Source organism: Tamlana flava, from assembly GCF_041287255.1.
Taxonomy (GTDB): Bacteria; Bacteroidota; Bacteroidia; order Flavobacteriales; family Flavobacteriaceae; genus Tamlana; species Tamlana flava.
Genome location: NZ_JBGGTX010000004.1, coordinates 323,496 through 347,648, shown reverse-complemented (window position 1 = coordinate 347,648; position 24,153 = coordinate 323,496). Strand labels below are relative to the sequence as shown.

At 37.6% G+C, this 24,153-nt stretch carries 13 protein-coding genes; 2 read left to right on the top strand and 11 right to left on the bottom strand.

The window, feature by feature from the left end:
- Positions 1 to 4: 4 nt before the first annotated feature.
- The 11 genes from ACB104_RS13365 to ACB104_RS13315 all read right to left on the bottom strand — a co-directional run bounded on the left by ACB104_RS13365 (position 5) and on the right by ACB104_RS13315 (position 21,321).
- Positions 5 to 2,791 carry a glycoside hydrolase family 78 protein gene (locus ACB104_RS13365; RefSeq protein WP_370479503.1) on the bottom strand — a complete coding sequence of 929 codons (2,787 nt, stop codon included), beginning with the start codon at positions 2,789 to 2,791 and terminating at the stop codon, positions 5 to 7.
- A 1-nt stretch (position 2,792) separates the two neighbouring features.
- On the bottom strand, positions 2,793 to 4,643 hold the full coding sequence (locus tag ACB104_RS13360) for a six-hairpin glycosidase (RefSeq protein ID WP_370479502.1): 1,851 nt from the start codon (positions 4,641 to 4,643) through the stop codon (positions 2,793 to 2,795).
- A 12-nt stretch (positions 4,644 to 4,655) separates the two neighbouring features.
- Positions 4,656 to 5,582: a glycoside hydrolase family 43 protein gene (locus tag ACB104_RS13355; protein WP_370479501.1), complete on the bottom strand. Its 927-nt coding sequence runs from the start codon at positions 5,580 to 5,582 to the stop codon at positions 4,656 to 4,658.
- A gap of 14 nt (positions 5,583 to 5,596) precedes the next feature.
- Complete coding sequence (locus tag ACB104_RS13350) at positions 5,597 to 7,174, bottom strand: glycoside hydrolase family 28 protein (protein WP_370479499.1); 1,578 nt, start codon at positions 7,172 to 7,174, stop codon at positions 5,597 to 5,599.
- A gap of 11 nt (positions 7,175 to 7,185) precedes the next feature.
- The gene (locus ACB104_RS13345) at positions 7,186 to 8,601 is read right to left on the bottom strand and encodes a glycoside hydrolase family 140 protein (protein WP_370479497.1); all 1,416 of its coding nucleotides are present in this window, start codon (positions 8,599 to 8,601) and stop codon (positions 7,186 to 7,188) included.
- Between the two features lie 2 nt (positions 8,602 to 8,603).
- A complete protein-coding gene (locus ACB104_RS13340) occupies positions 8,604 to 11,747 on the bottom strand; it encodes a DUF6298 domain-containing protein (RefSeq protein WP_370479495.1) in 3,144 nt (1,047 codons plus the stop codon).
- Between the two features lie 19 nt (positions 11,748 to 11,766).
- Positions 11,767 to 13,473: a pectate lyase family protein gene (locus ACB104_RS13335; protein WP_370479494.1), complete on the bottom strand. Its 1,707-nt coding sequence runs from the start codon at positions 13,471 to 13,473 to the stop codon at positions 11,767 to 11,769.
- A gap of 49 nt (positions 13,474 to 13,522) precedes the next feature.
- The gene (locus ACB104_RS13330) at positions 13,523 to 14,194 is read right to left on the bottom strand and encodes a DUF3826 domain-containing protein (protein ID WP_370479492.1); all 672 of its coding nucleotides are present in this window, start codon (positions 14,192 to 14,194) and stop codon (positions 13,523 to 13,525) included.
- A gap of 42 nt (positions 14,195 to 14,236) precedes the next feature.
- Positions 14,237 to 15,943: a pectate lyase family protein gene (locus ACB104_RS13325; RefSeq protein WP_370479490.1), complete on the bottom strand. Its 1,707-nt coding sequence runs from the start codon at positions 15,941 to 15,943 to the stop codon at positions 14,237 to 14,239.
- A gap of 78 nt (positions 15,944 to 16,021) precedes the next feature.
- Positions 16,022 to 18,001 (bottom strand): RagB/SusD family nutrient uptake outer membrane protein, encoded by a 1,980-nt coding sequence (locus ACB104_RS13320; protein WP_370479489.1) that lies wholly within the window; start codon positions 17,999 to 18,001, stop codon positions 16,022 to 16,024.
- Positions 18,002 to 18,018: 17 nt separating this feature from the next.
- On the bottom strand, positions 18,019 to 21,321 hold the full coding sequence (locus tag ACB104_RS13315; RefSeq protein ID WP_370479487.1) for a SusC/RagA family TonB-linked outer membrane protein: 3,303 nt from the start codon (positions 21,319 to 21,321) through the stop codon (positions 18,019 to 18,021).
- Positions 21,322 to 21,608: 287 nt separating this feature from the next.
- Here ACB104_RS13315 and ACB104_RS13310 point away from each other — a divergent pair, with 287 nt between their 5' ends.
- Both ACB104_RS13310 and ACB104_RS13305 read left to right on the top strand, forming a co-directional pair.
- Positions 21,609 to 22,520, top strand: a complete 912-nt coding sequence (locus tag ACB104_RS13310) for a dihydrodipicolinate synthase family protein (protein WP_370479485.1) — start codon at positions 21,609 to 21,611, stop codon at positions 22,518 to 22,520.
- A 75-nt stretch (positions 22,521 to 22,595) separates the two neighbouring features.
- Entirely contained in the window at positions 22,596 to 24,065 is a 1,470-nt protein-coding gene (locus tag ACB104_RS13305) for a sodium:solute symporter family protein (RefSeq protein WP_370479484.1), read from the top strand.
- The last annotated feature ends 88 nt before the right edge of the window (positions 24,066 to 24,153 follow it).

Sequence of the window (24,153 nt, the reverse complement as noted above, 5' to 3'; positions counted from 1 at the left end):
GCGTTTATTGTGAACATTGAATTGTATAGCTTCCTGAACCAAGGTTTAATGATGTTTTCCCCGGTTCTTGCTGTACGTGATCAAAAAATCCGCCATTAACTGTAACACTTTCTTTTTCTGAAGTTGGAAGCACAACCGTGCATGCTGTATTTACTGGGATTTCAATATTTAAAATGAAACTATCTCCGTTTCTCTCCCAGTTGGAAACTATTTTCCCGTAAACTGATTCATAGCTCGCATTTACATAAGTTAAATCGCCCACAACCTCTGGTTGGATAAAGAAATGCTTAAAACCAGGATATTCTTCATCGGGGACTATGCCTGCCAAACTTCCATAAAACCATTCTTCAATTTGACCCATCATAAAATGGTTCCACGAGTTTCCTTTACTTGGGTCCCATTGCTCGGTTAAAGTGGTCAAACCAAAATTAATTTGAAATCCATAACCAGGGGTGTCGTAGTGATTGTTCATTTTGTACATCACTTCGTTTTCACCATTTCTAGCCAAAGTTTGGAATAAATAACGATTACCTACATCGCCAGTTGTTAATCGATATCCCCTATTTTTAATATCGGTCAACAAGTTTTGCATCACGACCTCTTTATATTCAGGTTCAACAATATCCATAAAAATGGGAACGGCATTACTAAATTGACTATTGGTACCATACTGTTTGGTTTCTTTGTTGAAAAACTCATTGTTAAAGGCTGTTTTTATGTCAGAAACGAGTGTATTGTATTTATCAATATCTTCCATTCTTTTCAAGTGTTTTGCTGCTTGCGCAAAAAGTTTGGCGGCATAGAAATAATGGCTTGTGGCAGACAATGCTATAGGACTATTTTTTGAATATCCAGCGGCATGTTCGCCATAATCGTACCAATCGCCCAAACCATAAGATACAATATAATTGTTGGACTTTAAGGTTAAATAATCGATATAGCGTTTCATAACCGGATAATATTCCCTTATTAAGGCATCGTCGCCATAGTGCTCATAATACATCCAGGGTAAAATAATTCCTGTTACGCCCCACTCCGGTGAATCGGTAAAATCGCCACCAAAAACCACATATTCTGGTGCTATGGTTGGAATCATGCCGTCTTCACGCTGGGCATCTTTAATATTTTCCATGATGCTTGGAATGAAAGTCTGCATGTTGTAATTGTAAATCAAACCTGGCCCATTAAGGTGTGCCTCTTCCAACCAACCCAGTTTTTCACGGTGCGGGCAATCGGTCAATACCGCCTGAAAATTACTTTTAATGGCATTATTGATGAGCTCGTGTGCTTTATTGAAAATTGCATTGGAACACTCAAAAGTTCCCGCTTCACCGGAATTGTTATAGATAAAATTAGATTTTAAATCTAGCAAAGTTGGAAATTCACCATTCTTTTCCTCTTTGTAATTGATGCTATCTACCTGAATATACTGGTAACCATAATAACTGAATTTTGGCTGCCATTCTTCAACACCGTCGCCTTTTATAGTATATTCAAAATAATAGGGTTTTCCTGAACCGCCTTGAGAAATTGTACCGTCATCCTTTAACCGTTCGGCAGTCCAAAGTCTGATTTTTTGTCCTTTTTCACCTCTTACTTTCATCGTTGGAAAACCGGATAAGTTTTGCCCCATATTAAACACAAACGTATTTTCGATTGGTTGCGTTAATTCCTGAACATCATATTGTTTTTGAATGGTAACGGGCGAAGCCGATTGCGCTTTCAACTCCCCATTTGGCACTTCTTGAATAACAACAGGTTTCCAATTAGAATCGTCAAAATCTGATTGATTCCATCCCTTTTGTTCCAAATTGGCATCGTAATCTTCTCCACCAAACATTCCGTTGTAAGTAATTGGGCTGTCACTGTATGTCCAACTTTCGTCAGATTGAATAAGGTCTTCCGAGCCATCGTCAAAAGTCAACTTCATTTTAAAAAATAAAGTTGGTGGACCAAAACTCACAAAAAACTTGGTATAACGTTCCTGTACCGTATTGTACATGCCATTCCCCAACATTACGCCAATAACGTTTTCTCCTTCATTTAAAAGGTTTTCGGGAATTTCATAAGTATTAAAATTAACCGATTTATCATAATCAGTCCACAACGGTGCAAACTGGCTGTTTCCGATTTTTTCACCGTTAATGGTCAACTCGTAATGTCCCAAACCTGAAATGTAAACCACCGCATCTTTTATTTTTTTTAAAAGTGAAAACGGTTTGCGAAGCATGATGCTTTGTTGCGCCAACGGATTTGAAGCATCAATAATTTCCTGTCGCCTTGATTTCTTAAAGGAGGCCGTATGATAATGCCTGCCTTCGGGCAAATTGCTTTCGGCTTTGGTAATGGCACCAATCCAAGTTGGGTTTAAACTTTCTTTTGCCGGTGCAATTCTGAAATAGGCTGGCTCACTCCATGGTGATTCTGTTCCATTTTCATTCCAAACTTTTACTTTCCAAAAATATTTGGTTTCATTTTTTAAGGCATTGCCATTATAGTTTACCAAATGACTTTGTGATGCATTCGCCTTTCCACTATCCCAAATATCGGCTTCATTGGCATCAAGTTTTTCTGCTGAAGACGATACTAAAATTTGATATGCTGATTGTGAAACATTAAAACCATCCGATTTTAACTTCCAACTAAAACGTGGTTGTGTTTTAGTTACTGCTAAAGGGTTTTCAGCCATCTCGCACATAACATTTGAAATGCTAATATCCATTGTGCTTTCAGCTGATTTACAAGCCGAAAACAATAGAACCAAAACAAGTATGCTTCTCAGGGTATTCAATTTATAATTTTGTTGTAATCAATGATTTTATGTTAAAAACCGCCTCTGGAATCGCAGCACCAGTAAACGGTACATCGTCGTAATTTGGCGTATCTACTGGTGTATCAACGGTTGGATAATAGCGTTGTTCACCTGTTCGGAACATCACACGGGAAATACCGTGCGTTGGCATGAAAAATATGCCTTTTACGTCCTTTCCTCCGTTTACGTTAACCGTGTATAAACGTGTAGTCGAATCAACAGTTAACTTAATGGTGTATTCCTTTCCTGCTTCATATGGCATAATATTTCGCAATCTATACCCCATTTTTTGCTTTAGATTTCCTTCCTCATCAAATATCAACCTCACAGAAGGTAGACCTTGTTTGTTTTGCAGTTCAATTTGAAGCATGCCATGGTCATTTTGCTCTGGTTTAACGGTGAACGTCACTTCCATTTTTTCCGCAAACGGGGTAACGCGCTCTACTCTTGAATAATCAAAAGGGTCTTGGTCCCGAAGTGTTAACCATTTGGTACCATCTTTCTTTTCTATATTTGCTGTTGCCCATTGCAAATCGTAAGTATTCCACAAATCCAATTCTTTGCCTTCTGGCAAATTATTGAATACATCGTTTACGGCTTCATCCACAGAGCGCTTTACAGGAACTGGCACCGAAGCCACCCAAATATCTTCTTTGTTTAAACTGTATGTTAACCAAATTTTTCCATCTGGAGGTGTGCCATTTCCTTCTGTAATTCCTCGCACATATTGCGGACCATGCGATTTATAAGCTCCACCATATCGAATTCGAGACAATTCGCCGTGCACCAACAACAAATCGGTATAATTTAAGCCATCATCGCTGGTTGAAATAGCTAATGGCCAACGAAATTCTGAAGGATTGTAAACAGTGGCATAAAGCCCATCGGAAGTTTTTTGTCCCCAAATTTTAGCATTGCTATTTACAAAACCTGGTGCCCTAAGCGGATCGTACTGCCAAGTTTTACCACCGTCCGCACTAATTGAAGTTAAAGCGTGCTTCCAAAGGCCAACCACTCTTCCATCGGGAATGTGGTAATAACTAAAAGCTTTATATTGTTCTTTCAACGGAATTAATGGGTCGTCCCTATCGGCTTCTTCCACCCATTGTTGCATTTGTAATGGCTGAGATAACAACTCTTCACAAGCCCTTATAAAACCTTTGTCCTTACTGCTTTTGTAAAACGGATAGTTGGTGTTAGACTCATTCCAACCTTGATTGTATCGAATGAAATAAATGGGTCCTAAACTGCCATCTTTATAAATTTCGCGAATTACACGCCCGATACCATTTCCATCATTCGGGCTATCCTTGGGATTCATCGAAATACCATAAAACGCCAAAGTAAAAAAACGGTTGTCTGATGAAATAAAAAAGCCCATACGCTGGTGCATGGTAGCTTTCAGGTTTTTGGCAATCCCTTCAACGCCTTCCTTTTGATAACCATCCGGAATACTGTAAATAGGAAAGCTTACTTCTGGAAAACTCCAGTTTTCACCATCTTTAGAGTGCAACATAAACGTTTGGCTAGGTGGAATATGCTCACCAACAGGGTCGCTTAAATACTGAACAAAAAAGGTGTTGTTCCAGTATGCGATATTTGGTGCATGATTGTACGTCCAACCAAAACCATCCGATTTTTCGGGATGCTCTCTGCTTGCCCTCATAATTTGGGTTGCGTGTACCCCAACGGCAGGAGATAGCATGCCATGATGATAATCTATATTTGATAAGGTTTTACCAACATACTTTACGGTATCTTGCTGTGCATGTACCACAGAAACCACAAATATACAAAGTGTTGCGATGATTAATTTAAAACCTAACTTCATCTTTATTGTCTTTTATTTTTCTTTACTTTTTTCAATCAAGCCATTTAAAACACTTCTCGAAACCGTCGTAATTGTACCGTGTTTATGGCCTTCGGGCAATGAAATTTTATCTGAGATATCTTCAAATGTTTTAAAATCTGAGGTACTCACCGCCTTATAATTCTTCTCACCGTAATTATCGTAATAAATTATGTATTTTCCATCCTGTTGCAACACGGTTGGCCCTTCCGAAAGAAAACCTGTATAGGGTTCTGAAATATTCTCAAATGGTCCTAAAGGCGACTTAGCAAAAGCCACTTTTAAGTTTCTATTAGGTCTTGTATTATCTTTAATAATCAAGGCATAGTCGTTTTTTTCTCGTTTTACGATAACACAATCGATTACACTAAAACCTGGATCTAAAAATAATTTGGTATCTGAAAAAGTTTTAAAATCTTTAGTTGTAACATAGTACATGCGATGATTGTTTTTTTCCTCTTCCTCACCTTTTTCATAGCGAAAAGGAATGGTTGACGCCCAAATGATGATATATCTGTCTTCACCTTCATCATAAAAAATTTCGGGTGCCCAAACGTTCACAACGGTTGGTTCATTTTTCATCACGTGAATATATTCTTGGTCGCTCCAATGGAATAAATCTTTAGAACTTGCATAGCCAAAACCATCACCACCTTTCCAATCGGTAGTCCAAACCATGTGGTACGTTCCATCTTTCCCGCGAACTATAGACGGGTCGCGCATGATTTTACTCGCACCAGCATCTGGCTTTAAATATGGCCCTTTTAAATCGTTCCAATGGTAACCATCTTCGCTGTAGGCCAGATATAAACCTTCGGTTGCAGGCTCTCTAAAGGATGTAAATAAATAGGCATCTTTTTTTGAAGTACAATTGAATACGCTCACCAAAACCGCAATAACCAATATTTTTTTAATTCCCATTAACATAAATTTTGCTAGTCTTCCAATACTTTACCTTCAATTGAACTTCCAGTTTTGGTATGAAATAAAACATTCTTCAAAATGTTATTCTTTAAATAAATATCTTTAGTTTTATCGCCTTCAACAAATAAAAATGTATTGGTTGGCACCATAGGAAAGCAATTCGTAATCAAAGCCGTTTTCACATTTTTAAAACGAACCACAGGTTTATCCTCAATGGGTTTTGATGTTCCTATATTATCTAAAATAAGCTGCTCGACGTCTTCAACCTCAAAAGCCGAACCTATTGTAGTACTTATTTTGACATCATGAAATTCGATGTTTTTTGCTGTATGAATTGAAAACCCTTCATTGGCATCGATATCAACATCCGAAAAAGAGATGTTATGAATAGGCATTTCTGGAATTCCCAGAATACGTCCTGCAGTATTCACGTTTGAGGCCGTAACATTACTGATATGAATATTTCTGAATATTGGTGTTTCCTCAGTTACAGGACCTTCAACCGTATTCTTATCATAAAACAAATTGAGCATGAAAGCTTCATTTTTGATATTGTTCATCACAATATTAGACACCCTAATATCTTCAACCGCCCCACCACGACCACGGGCAGCTTTTAAACGAATGCCCCTGTCGGTACCATCAAAAACACAGTTTGAAATGGTGATTTTCTTAATGCCTCCAGACATTTCACTGCCAATAACCACACCGCCATGACCGTTAAGCATGGTACAATTGGTAATTGTAACGTTCTCGGTTGGGGTTGCCCATTTTCTACCATCGGCATCACGACCAGATTTTATGGTAATACAATCGTCACCAACACTAATATGGCAATTTGAAATATGAACGTTTTTGCAAGAAGTAGGATTGATGCCATCGGTATTCGGTGAATACGGATTGAAAATCGTCACATTATCAATCGTTATGTTATCGCAAAACGCGGGATTGATGGTCCAAAATGGTGAATTCTGAATGGTAACACCTTCAATTGTGATATTTTTACACTGAAAGGCTTGAAACAGCGGTGGCCTATGAAACAAATAACTTCTTGTGCGCTTATAATAATCGGCTGTTTTTACATCCTTGTTAGCCGCTTGTGTCATTTTTTGATACTTGGTCAACTCTAATTTCTCTTTAGCTGACTCAATCCGCCAAATTTCCTTCCACCATGCTTCACCTTGCCCATCAATGTTTCCTCGCCCAGTAATTGTAATATTTTCAGCATTGCGGGCGTGCAAGAGTGGCTTAAACGTTTGAATGACCGTTCCTTCCCAGCGCACCTCGGTAAATGGCAAATAATCGTCGAAATTGGTTGAAAACTTCAAAACAGCTCCAGCCTCAACATGTAAAACAATATTGTTACTAAGGGTTAAAGCTCCGGTTAAATATTCACCAGCCGGAAAATAAACGGTGCCCCCTCCCTGACTTGCCGCCTTATCAATGGCTTCTTGAATGGCTTTAGTACACAATTCACCTTTATTGTTTCCTCCATGTTCTAGAATATTAAACCACCCGTTTGAAGCAAAAACTTCACATGCAAAAGAGGAAGTGAACGCGACAAATAAAATGAGCACTATTTTTTTCATAACGGTTGTCATTATTTAGAGGTTAAAATCAATATCCAATCGTTACCATCAACGGCTTCACCTGAAGGCTTAAAATCTTGTACGCCTTCATTTTTAAAAACGCCAATATCTGTGGTTTTGCCATTTCTTGGATTGTACCACCCAGCATGAACGTTTTCTCCTTTAATTTTTCCCATGCTTACCGAAATGGTTTTACCATTATACACATAAATCATAGCGTAACCGTCACCGCGAGTGGCCGATTTGTAATCATACTTTTCACCTTGATTGGCAACCAAATTTTCATCTGGAACACGCTCAAAATACGGGTATTTAAGCATCAGTTTTTTTACATATTGCATTTGTGTAGCACCTGGAGCGTCCAATGCTTTAACCCAATAGGTCTTGCTTCCATAGGCTTCGGGTTTGCTATGGTTTTCGTGCATTTGCATGATATGGTTGTTGCCATAAGTGAAACCAGCCGCACCAGCAAAAACCGACCAATACGCATAACGGCGTACATCATTATCATTCCAAAGAGGTTGCAAGGTATCATGCAGCCCTTGTGGAATGCCTTCATATGATGGCTCACCGTCTAAAGTTGGTTTGGTAGGTTTTAAATTGAAATCCACTTGAACAAATTTGTAATTATCCTCGCCATAATTGCGTTCAGTATCATCTTGGTCGTAGCGACGGTGACCTGATTGAAACATATTGAAATCAAGCCAATTTTCGTTATGGAAATTATCGGAAGAATCCGTTCTTCCTCTTGGGTGAAAAGTGACCAATCGCTCTGGGTTATTCGCTTTTAAAATACTTCCAATGGCATTCCAAATTTCTGTATTTTCATTTCCATAGGTATCACCACCAACTAGCCAAATGATGTTATCCCTCTCTTTAAAACGTGCTGCCAAAAAATTAGCGTAAGCTTTTGCTTGCTCTAAATTTACTTTTCCATCGCTTACAGGAGAACCCCAAACAGGTACCATACCCAAAAATAAACCTTCTTCTTTGGCCACATCCAATGCATAATCAACGTGGTCCCAATAATCATATTCATTGGCGTTTTCAAAACTATTGCCTTCTGTAACCAAAGGTTTGGATAAATCCTGCGCCACCAAGGCCGAATCACCATATACATTAGCAACAGGCAAAGAATGAATGGTCATGATTTGAATTACATTAAACCCTTTATCCTTTCTATCGGAAAAATATTTTTTTATTTCATCTCTATCCAATTTATTGAAAGTCAGCCAACCTGTATCACCCAACCAAAAAAAAGGTTTTCCTTCTTTGGTTTGGAAATAATGTCCGTTTTCTGAAACTTCAAGTTTTGGCATCCCTTCCATTTCAGGTTCATTTTGTACTTGCTCTTTTTTTATTTCCTTGCAAGACACCAAAAAGCCTAGAACTATGAAGCTGAAAAGAAGTTGTTTTGTTTTTATCATGATTAGTTTGTTTTTTTATTTATAAAAAGCACCGCGTTTTTTACTTTTGGGCTTGAAAGTTTTTGCTTCGAATTGCCTTTTAAAACTTGTGTTTCCAAAACTGAACCATCGCTGGGGTTAATCCAATAGGATTCATAATTTCCTTTGAAATTCGACAAGTCCACCTCAACAGAATTTGTGCTTTTCAGATAGTACAAATAGGCATTCCCTTTACTTTCTAATGCCCAATACTCACTGTGGTGATTAATGTTTTCTGGAATTTTCATTGACGGTAAGGTTTCATAAAAATCGGAGATACCAATTTTTGGAATATTGGCCAATGAACCTCCTGCCATTAAAACCGCCCACCCAAATCTGGGTGCAGCATTGGTTGAATAGAGCACGGCCTTTTCCGGATATTTTTGGCGATATTCCATAACGGCACGATAAACCTGTTCTTCGGTTTCTTTTCCTGTATCCATTTTTCGGGCATGTTGTCTTGGTGCCAAGTTTTTTCCTCCTTCTGGGGCATATGCAGTTCCGTCTTCACGGTAATGCCAATAACGGATATCTATTAAATCAACACCTTTTTTAAGTTTTGAATCATTTAAAACAGCGTCCTGAACATCCTTGGTGGCGCTTAAACCAATAATACCCCTTCCGGAAGTTTCATCTTTATATTTTTTGACTTCGTCCAGCCAAAACTCTATAAAATGAAGTGGTCCTGTATATTCGGCACTAGTGAAATGGATAACATTACTGTTATCTTTAAAATTCGCAAGTGATTGCCAAATGAATTGTTGATGCAGTTTCTTTCGGTTTTCATTGGTCACATCATAGAACTGTTCTGCCATAAAAATACGCTTGTCGCCCGCATAGGGCACTGGTTCTGGAAACCCTGTTTCATTGATATTATTTGCGGAACGCCATGGTGAGCTGGACCAATGTGCTCCTGCCTCAATGATATTATGCTGAAAATATTGCTGATTGATGAGCAATTGGCCTTCCTTTTCCCCTAAATCAGCAAATTTCTTTAAACGGCTCCAATACCATAAATTAGGTTTTGTTAAATCGTATTTGCTCAGGTGATCCCATGCCAAATCCTTTCCCGAACGGGCAAAAGGTTGTTCATAAAAAGGAGGCCAAACATCCGCATCAATTCTTCTTACACGCTCATGGTCATCCATTCTACGTTCGTACCACAGGCCATAATTATGGTCTAAAGCAGCAACATTGTTGATCTTGAATTCCTCTACAACATCATTTAAATTATCGGTAAAGCCTTTACCTGTTTTTCCGGGTACAAATCGTGTAACGTGAGCCGATGCCTTACTAGCATCGTAATCTCGCAAACTACCGCGCCACCACATCACAGGGGCTGTTTTTCCGGAAATGACTTTGCCACTGAAGGTTAACCAGCCATTTTTTAATTCGACTTTTGAATGACTATCTGTTTTAGGAATCGATTTGTTTTTTAAATCGTGAACCGATTTTAGTTTTTTTGAATCAACAGAAATTTTATTTTCTTTTGAAACGTTTTTAATCCAAGATTTCAATGTCATTTTAGGTCTTGAAGCCTCGTTGGTGAGTTCTTCAGCTTGCTCTATAGTAGGACTAGATGTTGGTTCTGAACCCATATCATAAACATAAGGGTTCATAGAAAGTTTATCCAATCTGTTTTCTAACTGAGCATAAAACAAACTCCGTGGTGTAATATGATTGTTTACATCTTTCCAATGGCCGTTACCCGTCATAATACCGCCCCAAACACCAAATGCCCAATTTTGAGCTGTTGGTGGGCTATAACATGCTATTTTAGAAGCTGAAGACTCCCAAATCACGCTGTTAGCGGCTGTCCATCCGGCTCCTCGTCCTGCTTGTTCTCTATTGTTGTAATTTAATGCATCTCCATCAATATAAACGACGTCAAACAACACACCTGTTGCCCAACTTCCAATAGCGCCACTGTTGCTAAAAGACAAATGTGATTCGCATTGCACAAAGGCATTTGGTCCCGATGTGCCGTAACCACCAACCGAAAAATCATTATAGCCATATTCGGAATAACAACGCTGAAACAAGGTTTGTTCACCTTCTGTATAAAATGTTTGCCTTCTGAATGCTGCTATTTCAGAAATTGGCTCAGTTGACACACAATCTTCAACCGTTATCTGTTGTGCAGATTTTAAAAGATTTACAGCACTTCCCGCTAAATGCTTAAAATTGATTTGGCGAACCCAAGCATTTTTCACGTTTTCCATGGTAATGCCAAACCATCGGTGTTCCTCATCTTTGGGGTTTGATTCGTCAAAAGTGGAATGGATACTTAAATTTTCAATACCAACATTTTCAATCCTACTTTGCCATGTGTATTTTATAATTTCAGCTTGATTATAATCATCATTGGCATTAAACGTTAAAGGTGCATTTATTGTAATTTTGTTTTCTTCAACATCATTAATCACTCTGTTAGAAGTAATATCCCAATCTCTGGATTTCCATCCAATCCAACCACTTTCGCCGCCAAAATAGTCCATCGTAAGCTCCTTAATCCATTTCTCGGTCAATGGCTTTTTGATGATAATTTCATCTCCAACCTTCAGCCTAGATGCATTTTTAAGTTGAAGTGTTTTTGTACTAATTGGTGCATAAACGTCATCTAATTGCAACGTATCATTGTAAATTCTGTTATCAACACCCAAAACATGAACTATGGCTTCACGACTAACACCTGTTCCTAAAAGAAGGGTTTCATTATCAAGGTTTCCGCTTCCTCGCAATACCACTCCTGAATTTTTGATGTAAAGTGTTCCGTTGATTTTAAACGTTCCTTTATCCAAAAGCACGGTACCTCTAAAACCGTTTGCATCAGGTTTTAAACCACTAACATAATCTATGGCTGCTTGGACATTTATAGTGGCATCTTCATTTTGATAAGGCACAAAAATTTTAGCTTCAACATTTGGAATGGCCATTTCGGAAGCCATATATCCCGCATAGGAAAAATCAGGAACAACATTCCCTAAACTATCAGCTGCATTTATTATTTTTCCGTTTTTGTTTTTAAGAATATCCGGAAATGTGTTTTGGGCATTACCCAGATTTATGGCAAAACTCAACGAGATAAATAATAACCCTATTTTTTTTATGTAAATATAATTCGTCATTATTATTCATTGAACTTCACTATTGTAAAAGTCCTTCTTCCAGGTTAGCCAATGTATCGGTATTGTTTTCAAGGTTTGTCCAGTCAACTTTCTTATTTGGGTCAATGCCATTGAAGTATTTTTCAAGGTTTGTGTAGCCGTCACCATTTAAATCTTGATTTGCATCTGAAGCATTATCAGGGTTTAAACCATATTTCTTTTCCCATTTGTTTGGAATGCCATCACCATCAGAATCCTTATAGGGTTTTCCTTTGTATTCTGGGTAACCCCCGGCCTGACTAGGGTGGGTAAGAATGCCTTTTTTGTAGGAATCATCAGGTAATCGTCTTTTTACAAACTCTTTTCCAATGGTATTATTCAACCCATCAGGGTAGTTTATTTTTCCAGTTCTAACTTGATTAATAACCCGTTCGTCAACCGCGTCCCTTTTTGGTAATGTGGCTCCAACATTGTTTAAAACATAATCATAAGCCTTTTCTGCATCCAATATGGTTACTGGAGCCATCGGGAATGGTTTTGGCTGTTTAATCATGTTCAAGAAGTCTTGAGATTTGTCAAGAGAAAGGTCTTCAAGTTGTACCCCACCATTCCAATTGTTTGAGGTTACAGTTGGAGTTCCTTCAGTAATATTGCCTTCAATATAGGCACGACCGAATGCTTTGGGTTTTAAGTAGCCTGATTCCGGTTTCAGGATTCTATAGCGTATGGGTTGATCAGTTGGCGTAATCGGACCTGGTTTAAAGTAGTTATTGATAATGTTGAACATGGAACGGAAATCACCTCCATCCAACGAACGGTTCCACCAATTAAACAAAACATTGTTTACAAAATTAAAACTGCCGTACATGCCAATTGAAGGGTTTCGGGAAATATTGTTTGCCCACAGATTTCGAGCGAAAGTACTGTTCAATCCACCAATAGTACTTCCAAAAGCATGGTTATAAGTATCGAGCCCCTCGGAAGAAATAGTATTTTGAATTGTAACATTTACCGTCGGCAATTTTTCAAATTGGGCATCATTATGTACCCTAAATTTATGACGGTATAATGATATGTTTTCATCTAAACCCCAACTTACCGAGCAATGGTCTATAATAATATTGCCCACGGCATTTCCCCCCAATGCATCATCTCTTCTAGTAACATCGGTTGCCCCACGTCGGAAGCGCATGTGCCGGATAATAATATCATGGGTGTCAATTAAAATGGATTCTCCAGCCACACATATGCCATCACCCGGAGCTGTTTGACCTGCAATCGTCACATAAGGTGCGCGTATATTGATTGGTTTTCCCAGTTTAATAATTCCGGCAACATTAAACACAATGGTTCTTGCTCCAAAAGCTTCCAAAGCTTGCCTTAAAGTACCCTCACCAGAATCGGCTAAACTGGTAACCACGAAGATTTTTCCACCTCTTCCTCCTGGGGTGAATGCTCCACCACCTTCGGCTCCCGGAAATGCAGGAATTTCTGCCTTGATTAAATCGGCAGGATAAGATGCCCATGGTACATACGGTCTCCCTTGTTTTGCTTCTTCCTTAATGATTTGGTAATTATCATCCCATATTTTATTCAATCGAACTTCTTCCTTTGCTAAAGCTGCATCTGTTTTGGCTTGAAGTTCATTTGGAATTTCAGGATATTGTGCATGTAGATTTTGAAAGACTGAGCAAAAAAAACTCAAAAGCATTAATATTCTATATGTTTTGATGTTTGAATTTGACATGTTGAGGGATTTTAAAATTTAATGCAAATCATTCTTATTAAAAATACGCCTATTTTTCAGAATTATTCTTCTTTTTTTCTTCTATGCGAATATACCATGCGTCTCTTTCCTTCTCCAAATCATAGCCTCTCGCGGATAAATAGTTATTTATTCTTCCTTTATATTTACCAAACCATGCGTGTTTTTCTTTCGAAGACCCACCATCCATGGCATGCTCTCTAGCTTCTTTGAGATTATTGAAAATATACTCCTTTTCCTCATTGCTTAATCTTGGGATCATTTCCAGAAAAGCAGCATAAGTTTTTGGCAAAACGCCATAGGTCATACCATCTTTTACTCCATCAATTTTTCCTTCATTTAGATGAACTGATAATTTTTTAATATAAGATTTATGCAATTTATCAAGTGATTTTTCAGCCTTTGCATTTACCTTATCAATTTTTTTCTTCTGTGCTTCCTCTGAAAGTTTGCTTTTCTTTAATGCTTCAATTTTAACATCTCTTTTATCTTGAATCTTACTTAGGTTTTGATATTGCTCTGCAATTATATTAGTAACCGCTTCTTCCTTTTCCTTATTATCTAAATTTAGTTCCGACACTATTTTAGCCCCTCGTTCTCGGGTAACTTTAATATATTCAGGATCTAAATATTGTTGGGCATCAACTTGAGTGAAAATTGAAGCAACAAACCATATGCATAAACCAATTTTTCTTAAAAACATCTGTCTCATTATTTTCGTTAAACCTACTAACCTTTGGAAAGTTTATTTTAATAAAGGTTCTGTAAGGGTTTCCTTGTTATTACTTAAATCTTTCCAATCTACAGTTACGGTTGGATTTATACCGTTTATGTAACCTTCAATGTTGGTGTATCCATCATTATTTACATCACTATTGGCATCGCTGGCATCTTGTGGATTGAATCCAAACTTCTGTTCGTAATCATCAGGCATGCCGTCATTATCAGTATCAACATACGGAGTGCCTTTGTATTCAGGATAACCCCCAACTTGCTCAATATCAGTAATTATACCTTGCTTATACGAATCTTTGGGTAAACGTCTATGTTTAAATTGGTAGAACAAGTCTTCATCCAAACCTTTTACGTATTCAGGAGTCCCAGTTTTAACCGTTCTAACTATTCGGGCATCAACTTTATCGCGAATAGGAAGCGTAGCGCCAACATTTTTCAATACAAAATCATAGGCATGATTGGCATCCATAATATTTAACCATGGCATCGGCTTAATGGGTTCTTCCTTTCTCATGTATGGGAAATAAGCATCAGCTTCTTCATGATTCATTAATTCCCCATCCTTACCTTCAATTTGAACACCACCTGCCCAATTGTTTTCCGTTATTTTTGGATTATTTTCAACTATATTTCCTTTAACATATGCCCTTCCAAAAACTAAGGTATCCAACTTACTTCTACCGGCTTCAGGTTTAAGTATTCGGTAACTGATGGGCTCGTCTAAAGGTGTTAATGGCCCTGGTTTAAAATAGTTATTTATTATATTGAAAGTGGCTGTGTAATCTCCTCCATCCAATGAACGATGAACCCAATTGAAAACCACATTATTTACAAAGTTGAATATACCATTCCAACCTATTGATGGGTTTCTTCCGGCATTATTAGCCCACATGTTTCTCATGAATGAGCAATTTTCCCCACCCAAAGTACTACCAAATGCATGATTGTATGTATCTAAAGCCTCACCAAACAAACTGTTTTGAATGGTAATATTAACGGTTGGAAACTTTTTGTCTTTGTAGCCTTCGCCCGGATTGTACATATGCCTGTAAATAGACATGTTTTCATCTAAGCCCCAAGTTGCCGAAACATGATCAAACATGATGTTACCAACGGGATTTCCACCAATAGCATCATCCCTTCTCCCAACGAATGTTTCACCTCTACGGAAACGCATATGGCGAATGATGACATCATGGGTATCAATCCAAACCGATTCACCGGCAATACAGATACCATCCCCTGGTGCGGTCTGTCCAGCAATAGTAATATATGGTGCGCGGATTATTAATGGTCTATTGAGCTTAATTATTCCTGCTACATTAAACACAATGATTCTGGCTCCTCCTTTTTCACAAGCTTCACGGAAACTTCCCGGTCCATTGTCCCTTAGGTTTGTTACCGTATAAACTTTACCACCTCGACCACCAAAAGTGTACATGCCACCTCCCTCTGCTCCTGGAAAAGCAGGGATTTCAGCCTGAGGCAAATCTGTTGGCCTTGAAGCCCATGGAATGTATGGTTTGCCTTCTCTAGCTTCCTTTTCAACAATTATTACAGCCTTTTCCCAAGCCTTATCAGAATGCTCATAGGCATCATTTTTTATGCGCATTTCCCTTACCTTATCTTCAGCTGTTAACGAGGGGTATTGCGCATAAACATTTGTAAATGTTAATGTTGCAAATGTTAGAAATAATATTAAATTGAAAGTTTTCATTGATTGATGTTATTTTTTGTCAAAAAAAATTACCTGTATCCATAACAAACACAGGTAATTTAATATTGATGTTTGTTATTAGTTATAAGGAACGAACGAACCGCCCCAACCTTGTGTTTGTTGCAAATATGGTGCCGTATCCAGTAAATTTTGATATATACCAAAGAAATAATATTCGTTATACCAATTAAACGTAAAGTCTGATGGTACTTCAATACCTTCATCTCTAACAACCACTTCAAAATGATTATCATACAGGTAATCTACATATTCCGAGTAGGTTGTTACGCCGCTGGGATAAGTTGTTGCATCCCTATTTATCACTGGAGCACTTGCACCTTTAAACGGATCAGGAATTCCTACATAATAGTTGGAAGCATCAGATTTTGCAAAAGTATAATAGCCTTGTCTTCTAGATCCTTCTAAGGGGGTCTGGTTTAACCTGGTACAAGTTCCAAAATCGTCATTAAAGAGCATCCAGCGCCTTAAATCAAAGAAACGTTTATTTTCATATGCAAACTCTACTTTTCTTTCATTTATGACTGCAGCAAAAAGCTGGTCTCTTGTACTTAAGCTAGATAAACCATACTGACCATCTAAGTTTTGTATTCCTGCTCTTTCTCGAACCTCACCTATATAGCCCTTCGCATCGCCCAAATTATTAATTCCAATAGAAGATTCAGCCAAGTTTAATACAACTTCGGCAAAACGGATTTCCATGTAATCATCACCATTATTCCTATATGAATTAGTTTGAGTTGAGACATCATTGGTGAACTTTCTTAAATAAATACCTGTTACATGAAAGGGAGTGTTTGTTGCAATTTTAGGTCCCTGTGGATTTGGGGCTAATGGAAACCAATAGTAAGTCCAATTCTTATAATTTGGACTTTCTTTATATGGCCAAATACTTCCATTATACGCAAAAGTGTAATAAAAACGTGGATCTCTATTTCTATAAAAATGATTCAAATTACCATTCGGATCATAAGGTGTTCCATCTGCCATAGGGAAAGCATCCATTACATTTTTGGTTGGAACTAAACCTGCATTTCCCCCTTGTGGAATAGATCTAGTTTGATATTCAGTATAATTGTTTTTCTGAATTTCCCCAGAATTAGCTGCATAGTTATTAAACCCAAAAGCGAAAACAGATTCCATACCATTGTCGTTGAACCACATATTTTTCCAGTCTGGATCGAGCCCTTTGCCATTAGCTAAACAAACATTATATGCATCTAAATTTGCATCATAAGCCCTCTGCCATCTGGCTTGGTCGTCACTCCTATTAAACAGCGGGCTTGCCCAAGTTAAAAGTACACGGCCTTTTAAAGCAGCAGCAGCAGCAGCTGTAATTCTACCAGCATCTTCGGCTGTATATGGCCTTGCATTTTCTAGCAAGGATTGGGACATTTCCAAATCTGAAACAATTTGATCAATAACTTCTGCCGCCGAACTCCGTGGTGTTTGGTTTATGGGATCATCTGCCGTTAGTGGCTGCTCTTCCAGAACAATTGGAATTCCTCCATAAAGTCTCACTAAATCAAAATATTGATAGGCTCGCCAAAAATACAATTGACCTAATATTTGATTTTCAAAATCCTTATCGAGCTCAGAATATTTAGCAACATTATTGATATATAAGTTACAATATCTAATACGTGTATATGAGCTATTTGAAGGATTGGTTCTTACAGGAGCCCCTAAAGACTTTATACAGTGGTCATTTAAAGGTGATATTTCCGCCCATTCCCTATTAATATCAACTTCACCAATTACTTCGTCAGTAGCTTTAGCAAAAATAGTTGAGTTACCACTTCCTGGAACATCAGAATTATCAACAGCAGCTTTTGACCACGAAGCCATATTTACACTTCCGGATGGCAACATTAAATTATATAGATAATCAACATAACTTATCGCCAAAGATTCGTATTGATAAATTTCAACATCTACTTTTTGGTAATTTTTCTTTTCCTCAATAAAATCAGTACTACAACTGCTCAAAAAAACAATGGTTAAAAGTATAATTAGCTTATTTAGTTTTATATTTTTCATGCTATATTTTTTTTAATTTAAAACCCAACATTTACACCCAAAGAATAGGTTCTAAGCACAGGATATGTATCATATGAATTATAAGGTGAAAGATCATAATCTTTATAAGGATTAAATAAAATGAATGGATTCATAGCCACCAAATTCAATCTAAAGCTTCTAACACCAACTTTTTCAGTCAAGGACTTAGGCAGTGTATAACTTAAGTTTATATTCCTCATGACCATACTGAAGTTGCTCACTTCCCAAAATTGAGACATAACCGTGTTTATACTCTTATTTCTTGACGAAAGATTAGGTATTGTTCCAGACGGATTTAAAACTGGATCGTACATGTCCGCCCAGAAAGCTGGCCTATTTTGATAGTTTGCAGTTATTTTATCCGCATCTAAGGTTGATTTGGCTCTTCCAACCTCTCTGTAACCACCCCAACCAACACTTAATACTGTATTTAGACTTAGCCCTTTGTACCCTAACCTGATTGCCGTAGCAAAACCTTGAGGCCCTTTTGCACGCTTTCTTAATTGAATTTGATCATTTTCATTTACTATACCATCTTTAGGACCAAAAGTTCTGGTTTCTGGATCCCAATCACCTCGCACATCCCTGTAATACAACATTCCTGGTTTCAAATTACTAGCCGACACGCCTAAAATTGATGTTATCCCTGTTTCAGCAATATAATTATCAATATCTTCCTGTGACCTGAACATTCCTAAATAGTCGTAGCCCCAAGTACCTATATCTGAAGGTCCTGGTTTATTGGTTTCCCAAGGTCTCCAGTTCATTTCATTGGTAAAATTACCTTCAATAATATTGTTATTGTACCATCCTATGTTAAAAGTTGCCGCGTAAGTGAAGTCTTCTCCAACAGTATCACTCCAACCAATGGAAATTTCCGTTCCCCATGTATCCGCTCTACCCGAGTTTGAAGAAGCGGCGGCGCCACCAGCCGTGAAAGGAACGCCAGAATTTAAATTGATTAAAAGATCCTTTCCAATATTGTAAAAAGTTTCTGCACTAGTAGATAATCTATTGTCCAAAAACCTTGCCTCAAAACCAAAATTGGTCTTGAGTTCCCTACTCCAGCGAACATCTGGATTTGCTACTCTATCGGGGGATAACCCAGCAGAGACGGAAGAATTTCCTCCAAAAACACTACCTCCATCAATTTCAGTACTGAAGTTTTGTCGCCATTCCCAAGCTCGTGTATCATCTTTACCTACAAACCCAACAGACCCCCTAAACTTTAAAAAATCGATTGTGTTTGATTTAAAAAATGACTCTTTCGAAATAATCCAACCTCCTGAAAAAGAGTAGAAATTACCCCAATAATTTTCTGGGGCGAATTTGGCAGATGCATCGCTTCTAAAAAGAAATTCTGCATAATATTTGCCATCATAATTATAGTTCAATCTTCCAATATAGCCTAAATCACCTGATTCATAACGCCAATTGTATGTGTTTTCAGCATCAAAATTACCTGTGGTTTGCCAGATCATGCCATCAGCATATTCAGGTACACCGAATTTAATAACACGTTCTTGATGTTGAAATCTTTCAGACCTTTCTATAGCAAATAAAGCCGTTATGCCGTGCTTACCAAAATCTCGCTCAAAAGTAGTTTGAAAGCGTAATTGTTCATTACCACTCGTAAAATTATCGATGAGAAGCCTATCTCCATTAACTATTTCGGTTGTTTGTCTTATGGTATTTGTTCCCAATGGGCCTGAACCACTTTCATATAAAATGTAAGTTTGTCCTGGGGTAGTTAGCTGATCAGCACCAAAAAACTCGTAAAGATTGAACCTGCTTCCCAATTGACTTCCCCTTCCACTTCCAGCTTGACGGGCATAATTACCTTTTAGTTTTAGGCCTTTAATGAATGGCACTTCATACTCAAGATTTAAATTAACGGCTACGTTATTATCAGTACTCTCAGCCAAGTTTTGTAACCTTTGTATTTCTCCATAATGAAAACCGGCCAAAGCATCATTACCACTTGCCCCTATTTGTAACGTAGGTAATCCATTAATATACATAGGTAAAAAAGGTGCTCTGTTTTGAAGTTGCCTAAAGTCATTTTCCACATTCTCACTACCTATTTTACTGGTTGTTTTGCTTTCATCGGTAAAATATCCAGAAACCTGAAAATCAGCTTTAAACCCTTTAGCCAAATTTATACCAGAACCTGCCCTAAAAGACCATCTATCATAGTTTAAGGTTCCTAAATTACCATCTTGTGTGTAGTAAGAAATACCTCCAAAATAAGTCGCATCTTCAGAACCTCCCGAGACATTAAGGTTGTGTCTTTGGGTACCGGCCGAAGACCAATAATCATCTAATGCATTGTTGGAATTTGTTTTAAAGAATTCTAATTCTGCTGGTGAGAAAAAATATTCGGTATTTGGTGCTGGATCTGTTGGATCATACGTTTGACCTGCTCCATTAGGACCGTTCATAATATTAATTACCCTTGCAAAATCATAAGCATTGAGCATTTTATGACGAAAAGTTTCATCCGCGACCGAAAAATTTCCAGAATATGAAAATTTAGCTGGTCCTTTTTTTCCTCTCTTAGTAGTAACTAAAACCACACCTTGTGCTGCCCTAGAACCATATATAGCAGCAGAGGCATCTTTTAAAAATGAGATGCTTTCAACCTCAGAAGCATCTAAATTGTTGAAAATTGTTGAATCGCTCAGACCTGTATTAGGGTCAATTTGAACCACACCATCAATTACATAAAGAGGTTCACCAGATGTTCTATCTTTTGCTCTAATATTAGTACCTGTTACAGGGTTACGTATAGTGATTTGAGCTGGAGCCCCCGGTCTAGACTCTCCACCAGAAACACTTACCCCGAGAACACGACCTACAAGCGCCGAAGCTAAATTTCCTACCGGCAAATCTTCAATATCTGATCCTTTGATAGACTCTACAGCACCGGTTACAGCTTCTCTTTTTTGGGCTCCATAACCAACAACTACGACTTCATTGAGTGATTGGGTATCTTCTTGTAGTGTAATGTTGATTGTTGTCAGTTCACCAACAACCTTTTCTTGGGTTTTCATACCCACATAAGAAAACACAATGGTACTTTTTGACGTTACATTAATACTGTAAGCACCATCAAAGTCAGTAACCGCACCATTATTTGTTCCTTTTTCAAGAACCGTAACTCCTGGTAATGGAATTTGTGCATTATCTAAAACAGTACCTGTAACAACTTTTTTACCGCTAGTGGCTTGGGAAAAGCCAGAAAGACTCATGAGAGTAAAAAGCAGTAAAATGAAAGCATTTGAAATTGCTTTTTTCATACTTATTTGTTTAGTTTAATTATAATTTAGTTTGACGGAATCAACCATCATTTAAAGATAGTTAATATAGGGCTAATATCATTAAATTAATAAATCTTCTATGTAATTTTTGGACGCCGACCAATTTTATAAACACCTTTTTGTTTATTTAATGAACTTTGACAATAGGACAATTTTATAAACCATTGTTTAAGAAAAAATCGCCAATTTCATTTAAGAATGAAATGGTCATTTTTAATGTTTATAGCTTAAGCCTGTATCTAAATTCATTACTAAATAAAACTTATATGGTAAACGGAATTATTCCACCAATGGTTACCCCATTATTGGCTGACAATCTTTCATTGGATGTAAAAGGAGTTGACAACTTAACTAACCACATAATTGCGGGTGGTGTGCATGGTCTTTTTATTCTTGGTACAACTGGCGAAGCAACTAGCTTGAGCTACAAAACTAGAGAGAAGCTTATTTATGAAAGTTCCAAAACCGTAAATGGTAGGGTTCCTTTATTTGTTGGCATATCTGATACTTCCATAGAGGAAAGTTTAAATCTTGCCTCTATTGCCAAAAAAGCTGGGGCCTCGGCCGTTGTTGCAGCCCCTCCTTTTTATTACGGATTGGGGCAAATTGAACTCTTTAAATATTACTGGAATTTGGCCGACCAGCTATCTTTGCCACTTTTCCTCTATAATATGCCATCACACACCAAAATAAACATAGAAATAGATACTGCTTTAAAGCTATCTGAACATCCAAATATCATTGGCTTAAAAGATAGCTCTGCTAATATTGTCTATTTTGAAAAACTATGTCATTTGCTTAAGCATAAGGATTTTACCCTTTTGGTTGGTCCAGAAGAAGTAACCGCCCAGACAATTTTAATGGGCGGACATGGCGGTGTTAATGGTGGGGCCAATATGTTCCCGAAACTTTATGTTGCATTGTACAAAGCAGCTATTGCAAGAGATTTTGACCGCATAAATTCACTGCAAGATTTGGTGATGGAAATATCAACTAAAATTTACAATTTAGGTTCCTTTGGCTCTAGCTATTTAAAAGGTATGAAAGCTGGACTCTCTGCATTGGGCATTATAAATGCTCATATCGCTCCACCGTTTCAAAAATTTGATGAGAAAGAAATGAATGCTGTAATGCTAAATATTCAAAACATTAAAGCTAAAATAGAAAAAGTGCTCTAATTGAAATGGAGCTAAATACCACTTCGGTTCCAAAACCAGTAATACTTACACCTACTAACTAAATGACATTTACCAATGAACACAATAGACATCATTGTATTTTTTATTTACATAGCGGGTATTGCTTTATTTGGCGGTTCTTTCTTTAAAAAAAACAAAACATCTTCTTCTTATACTCTAGGAAACAACGATATACCAAGTTGGGTGGTTACCATGTCTATTTTTGCAACTTTTGTGAGCAGTATTAGCTATTTGGCACTTCCCGGTAATGCCTATCAAAGTAACTGGAATGCCTTGGTTTTTAGCTTATCGCTACCTATTGCCACATTAATTGCAGTAAAATACTTTGTGCCATTGTATAGAAAAATCAATAGTCCGTCAGCATATACGTTTATGGAACAGCGTTTTGGTCCTTGGGCACGAATTTATGTTTCGGTGTGCTATTTGTTAACGCAACTTATGCGCATTGGCACCATATTGTATTTGCTTGCACTTACACTAAATGCCATAACGGGGTGGAATATTGCCACCATAATTGTTTTTACTGGTTTAATAGTTGCCGCCTATTCCATGCTTGGTGGTATTAGCGCCGTGCTCTGGACAGATGCTATACAGGGTATTATTTTAATTGTTGGGGCATTGGTTTGCATTGCCTTTATGTTTTTTAGTATGCCCGAAGGTCCGTCGCAAATATTTAATATTGCTGCTGAGCATAACAAATTTAGTCTTGGAAGTTTTGATTTGAATTTATCTGAGCCAACTTTTTGGGTGGTTTTGATTTATGGCGTTTTTATCAATCTTCAAAACTTTGGAATAGACCAAAATTATGTTCAGCGCTATATGGTTTTAAAATCGGATAAGGAAGCACAACGTTCTGCTTTAGTAGGCGGTTTAATTTATTTACCCATTTCGGCTTTGTTTCTTTTTATAGGCACGTCGCTTTTTGCGTATTACAATTCGGCCGAATTACTTCCTAAAGCCTTGCAAGATATAAGTAAAGCCGACCGAGTTTTTCCATATTTTATTGTAAATGCACTCCCCGCTGGAATAACGGGATTGTTGATTGCTTCAATTTTTGCAGCGGGAATGAGCACGATTTCAACCAGCTTTAATAGTTCTGCAACCGTGTTTTTAACCGACTACTACAACAAGTATTTTAAAAAAAATGCCTCTGAAAAAAAGAGGATGCAAGTGCTTTATATTTCATCAATAATTATCAGCATCATTGGTATTGCCATTGCCATCGCCATGATAAACGTAAAAAGTGCTTTGGATGCCTGGTGGAAATTGTCGTCTATTTTTAGTGGTGGGATGCTCGGTTTGTTCCTTTTGGGAATTTTCACAAAAGGAAAAAATGCAAATGGCGCCATTATTGGTATGTTGGCCGGTATTTTAGTAATTCTCTGGTTAACGCTCTCTGAACGGATTTTTGGTCCAGACAGTATTGGTGCATCGTTCCATACCTATTTAACTATTGTTTTTGGTACTATCACTATTTTCTTGGTGGGTTTTTTAGCGGCTTCTTGGATGAAACCTAAAGATTAACATTGTTCAATTATAGAATGAAAAAGAAGCCTCAATGAAAATTGAAACCTCTTTTTTTTGTGCTGAAGATTAAAGCTTGACCTTGCCT

Coding starts and splice junctions, on each gene's coding strand:
- ACB104_RS13360 (WP_370479502.1), bottom strand. CDS start 4,643: ATGAAGTTAGGTTTTAAATTAATCATCGCAACACTTTGTATATTTGTG.
- ACB104_RS13355 (WP_370479501.1), bottom strand. CDS start 5,582: ATGGGAATTAAAAAAATATTGGTTATTGCGGTTTTGGTGAGCGTATTC.
- ACB104_RS13350 (WP_370479499.1), bottom strand. CDS start 7,174: ATGAAAAAAATAGTGCTCATTTTATTTGTCGCGTTCACTTCCTCTTTT.
- ACB104_RS13345 (WP_370479497.1), bottom strand. CDS start 8,601: ATGATAAAAACAAAACAACTTCTTTTCAGCTTCATAGTTCTAGGCTTT.
- ACB104_RS13340 (WP_370479495.1), bottom strand. CDS start 11,747: ATGACGAATTATATTTACATAAAAAAAATAGGGTTATTATTTATCTCG.
- ACB104_RS13335 (WP_370479494.1), bottom strand. CDS start 13,473: ATGTCAAATTCAAACATCAAAACATATAGAATATTAATGCTTTTGAGT.
- ACB104_RS13330 (WP_370479492.1), bottom strand. CDS start 14,194: ATGTTTTTAAGAAAAATTGGTTTATGCATATGGTTTGTTGCTTCAATT.
- ACB104_RS13325 (WP_370479490.1), bottom strand. CDS start 15,943: ATGAAAACTTTCAATTTAATATTATTTCTAACATTTGCAACATTAACA.
- ACB104_RS13320 (WP_370479489.1), bottom strand. CDS start 18,001: ATGAAAAATATAAAACTAAATAAGCTAATTATACTTTTAACCATTGTT.
- ACB104_RS13315 (WP_370479487.1), bottom strand. CDS start 21,321: ATGAAAAAAGCAATTTCAAATGCTTTCATTTTACTGCTTTTTACTCTC.
- ACB104_RS13310 (WP_370479485.1), top strand. CDS start 21,609: ATGGTAAACGGAATTATTCCACCAATGGTTACCCCATTATTGGCTGAC.
- ACB104_RS13305 (WP_370479484.1), top strand. CDS start 22,596: ATGAACACAATAGACATCATTGTATTTTTTATTTACATAGCGGGTATT.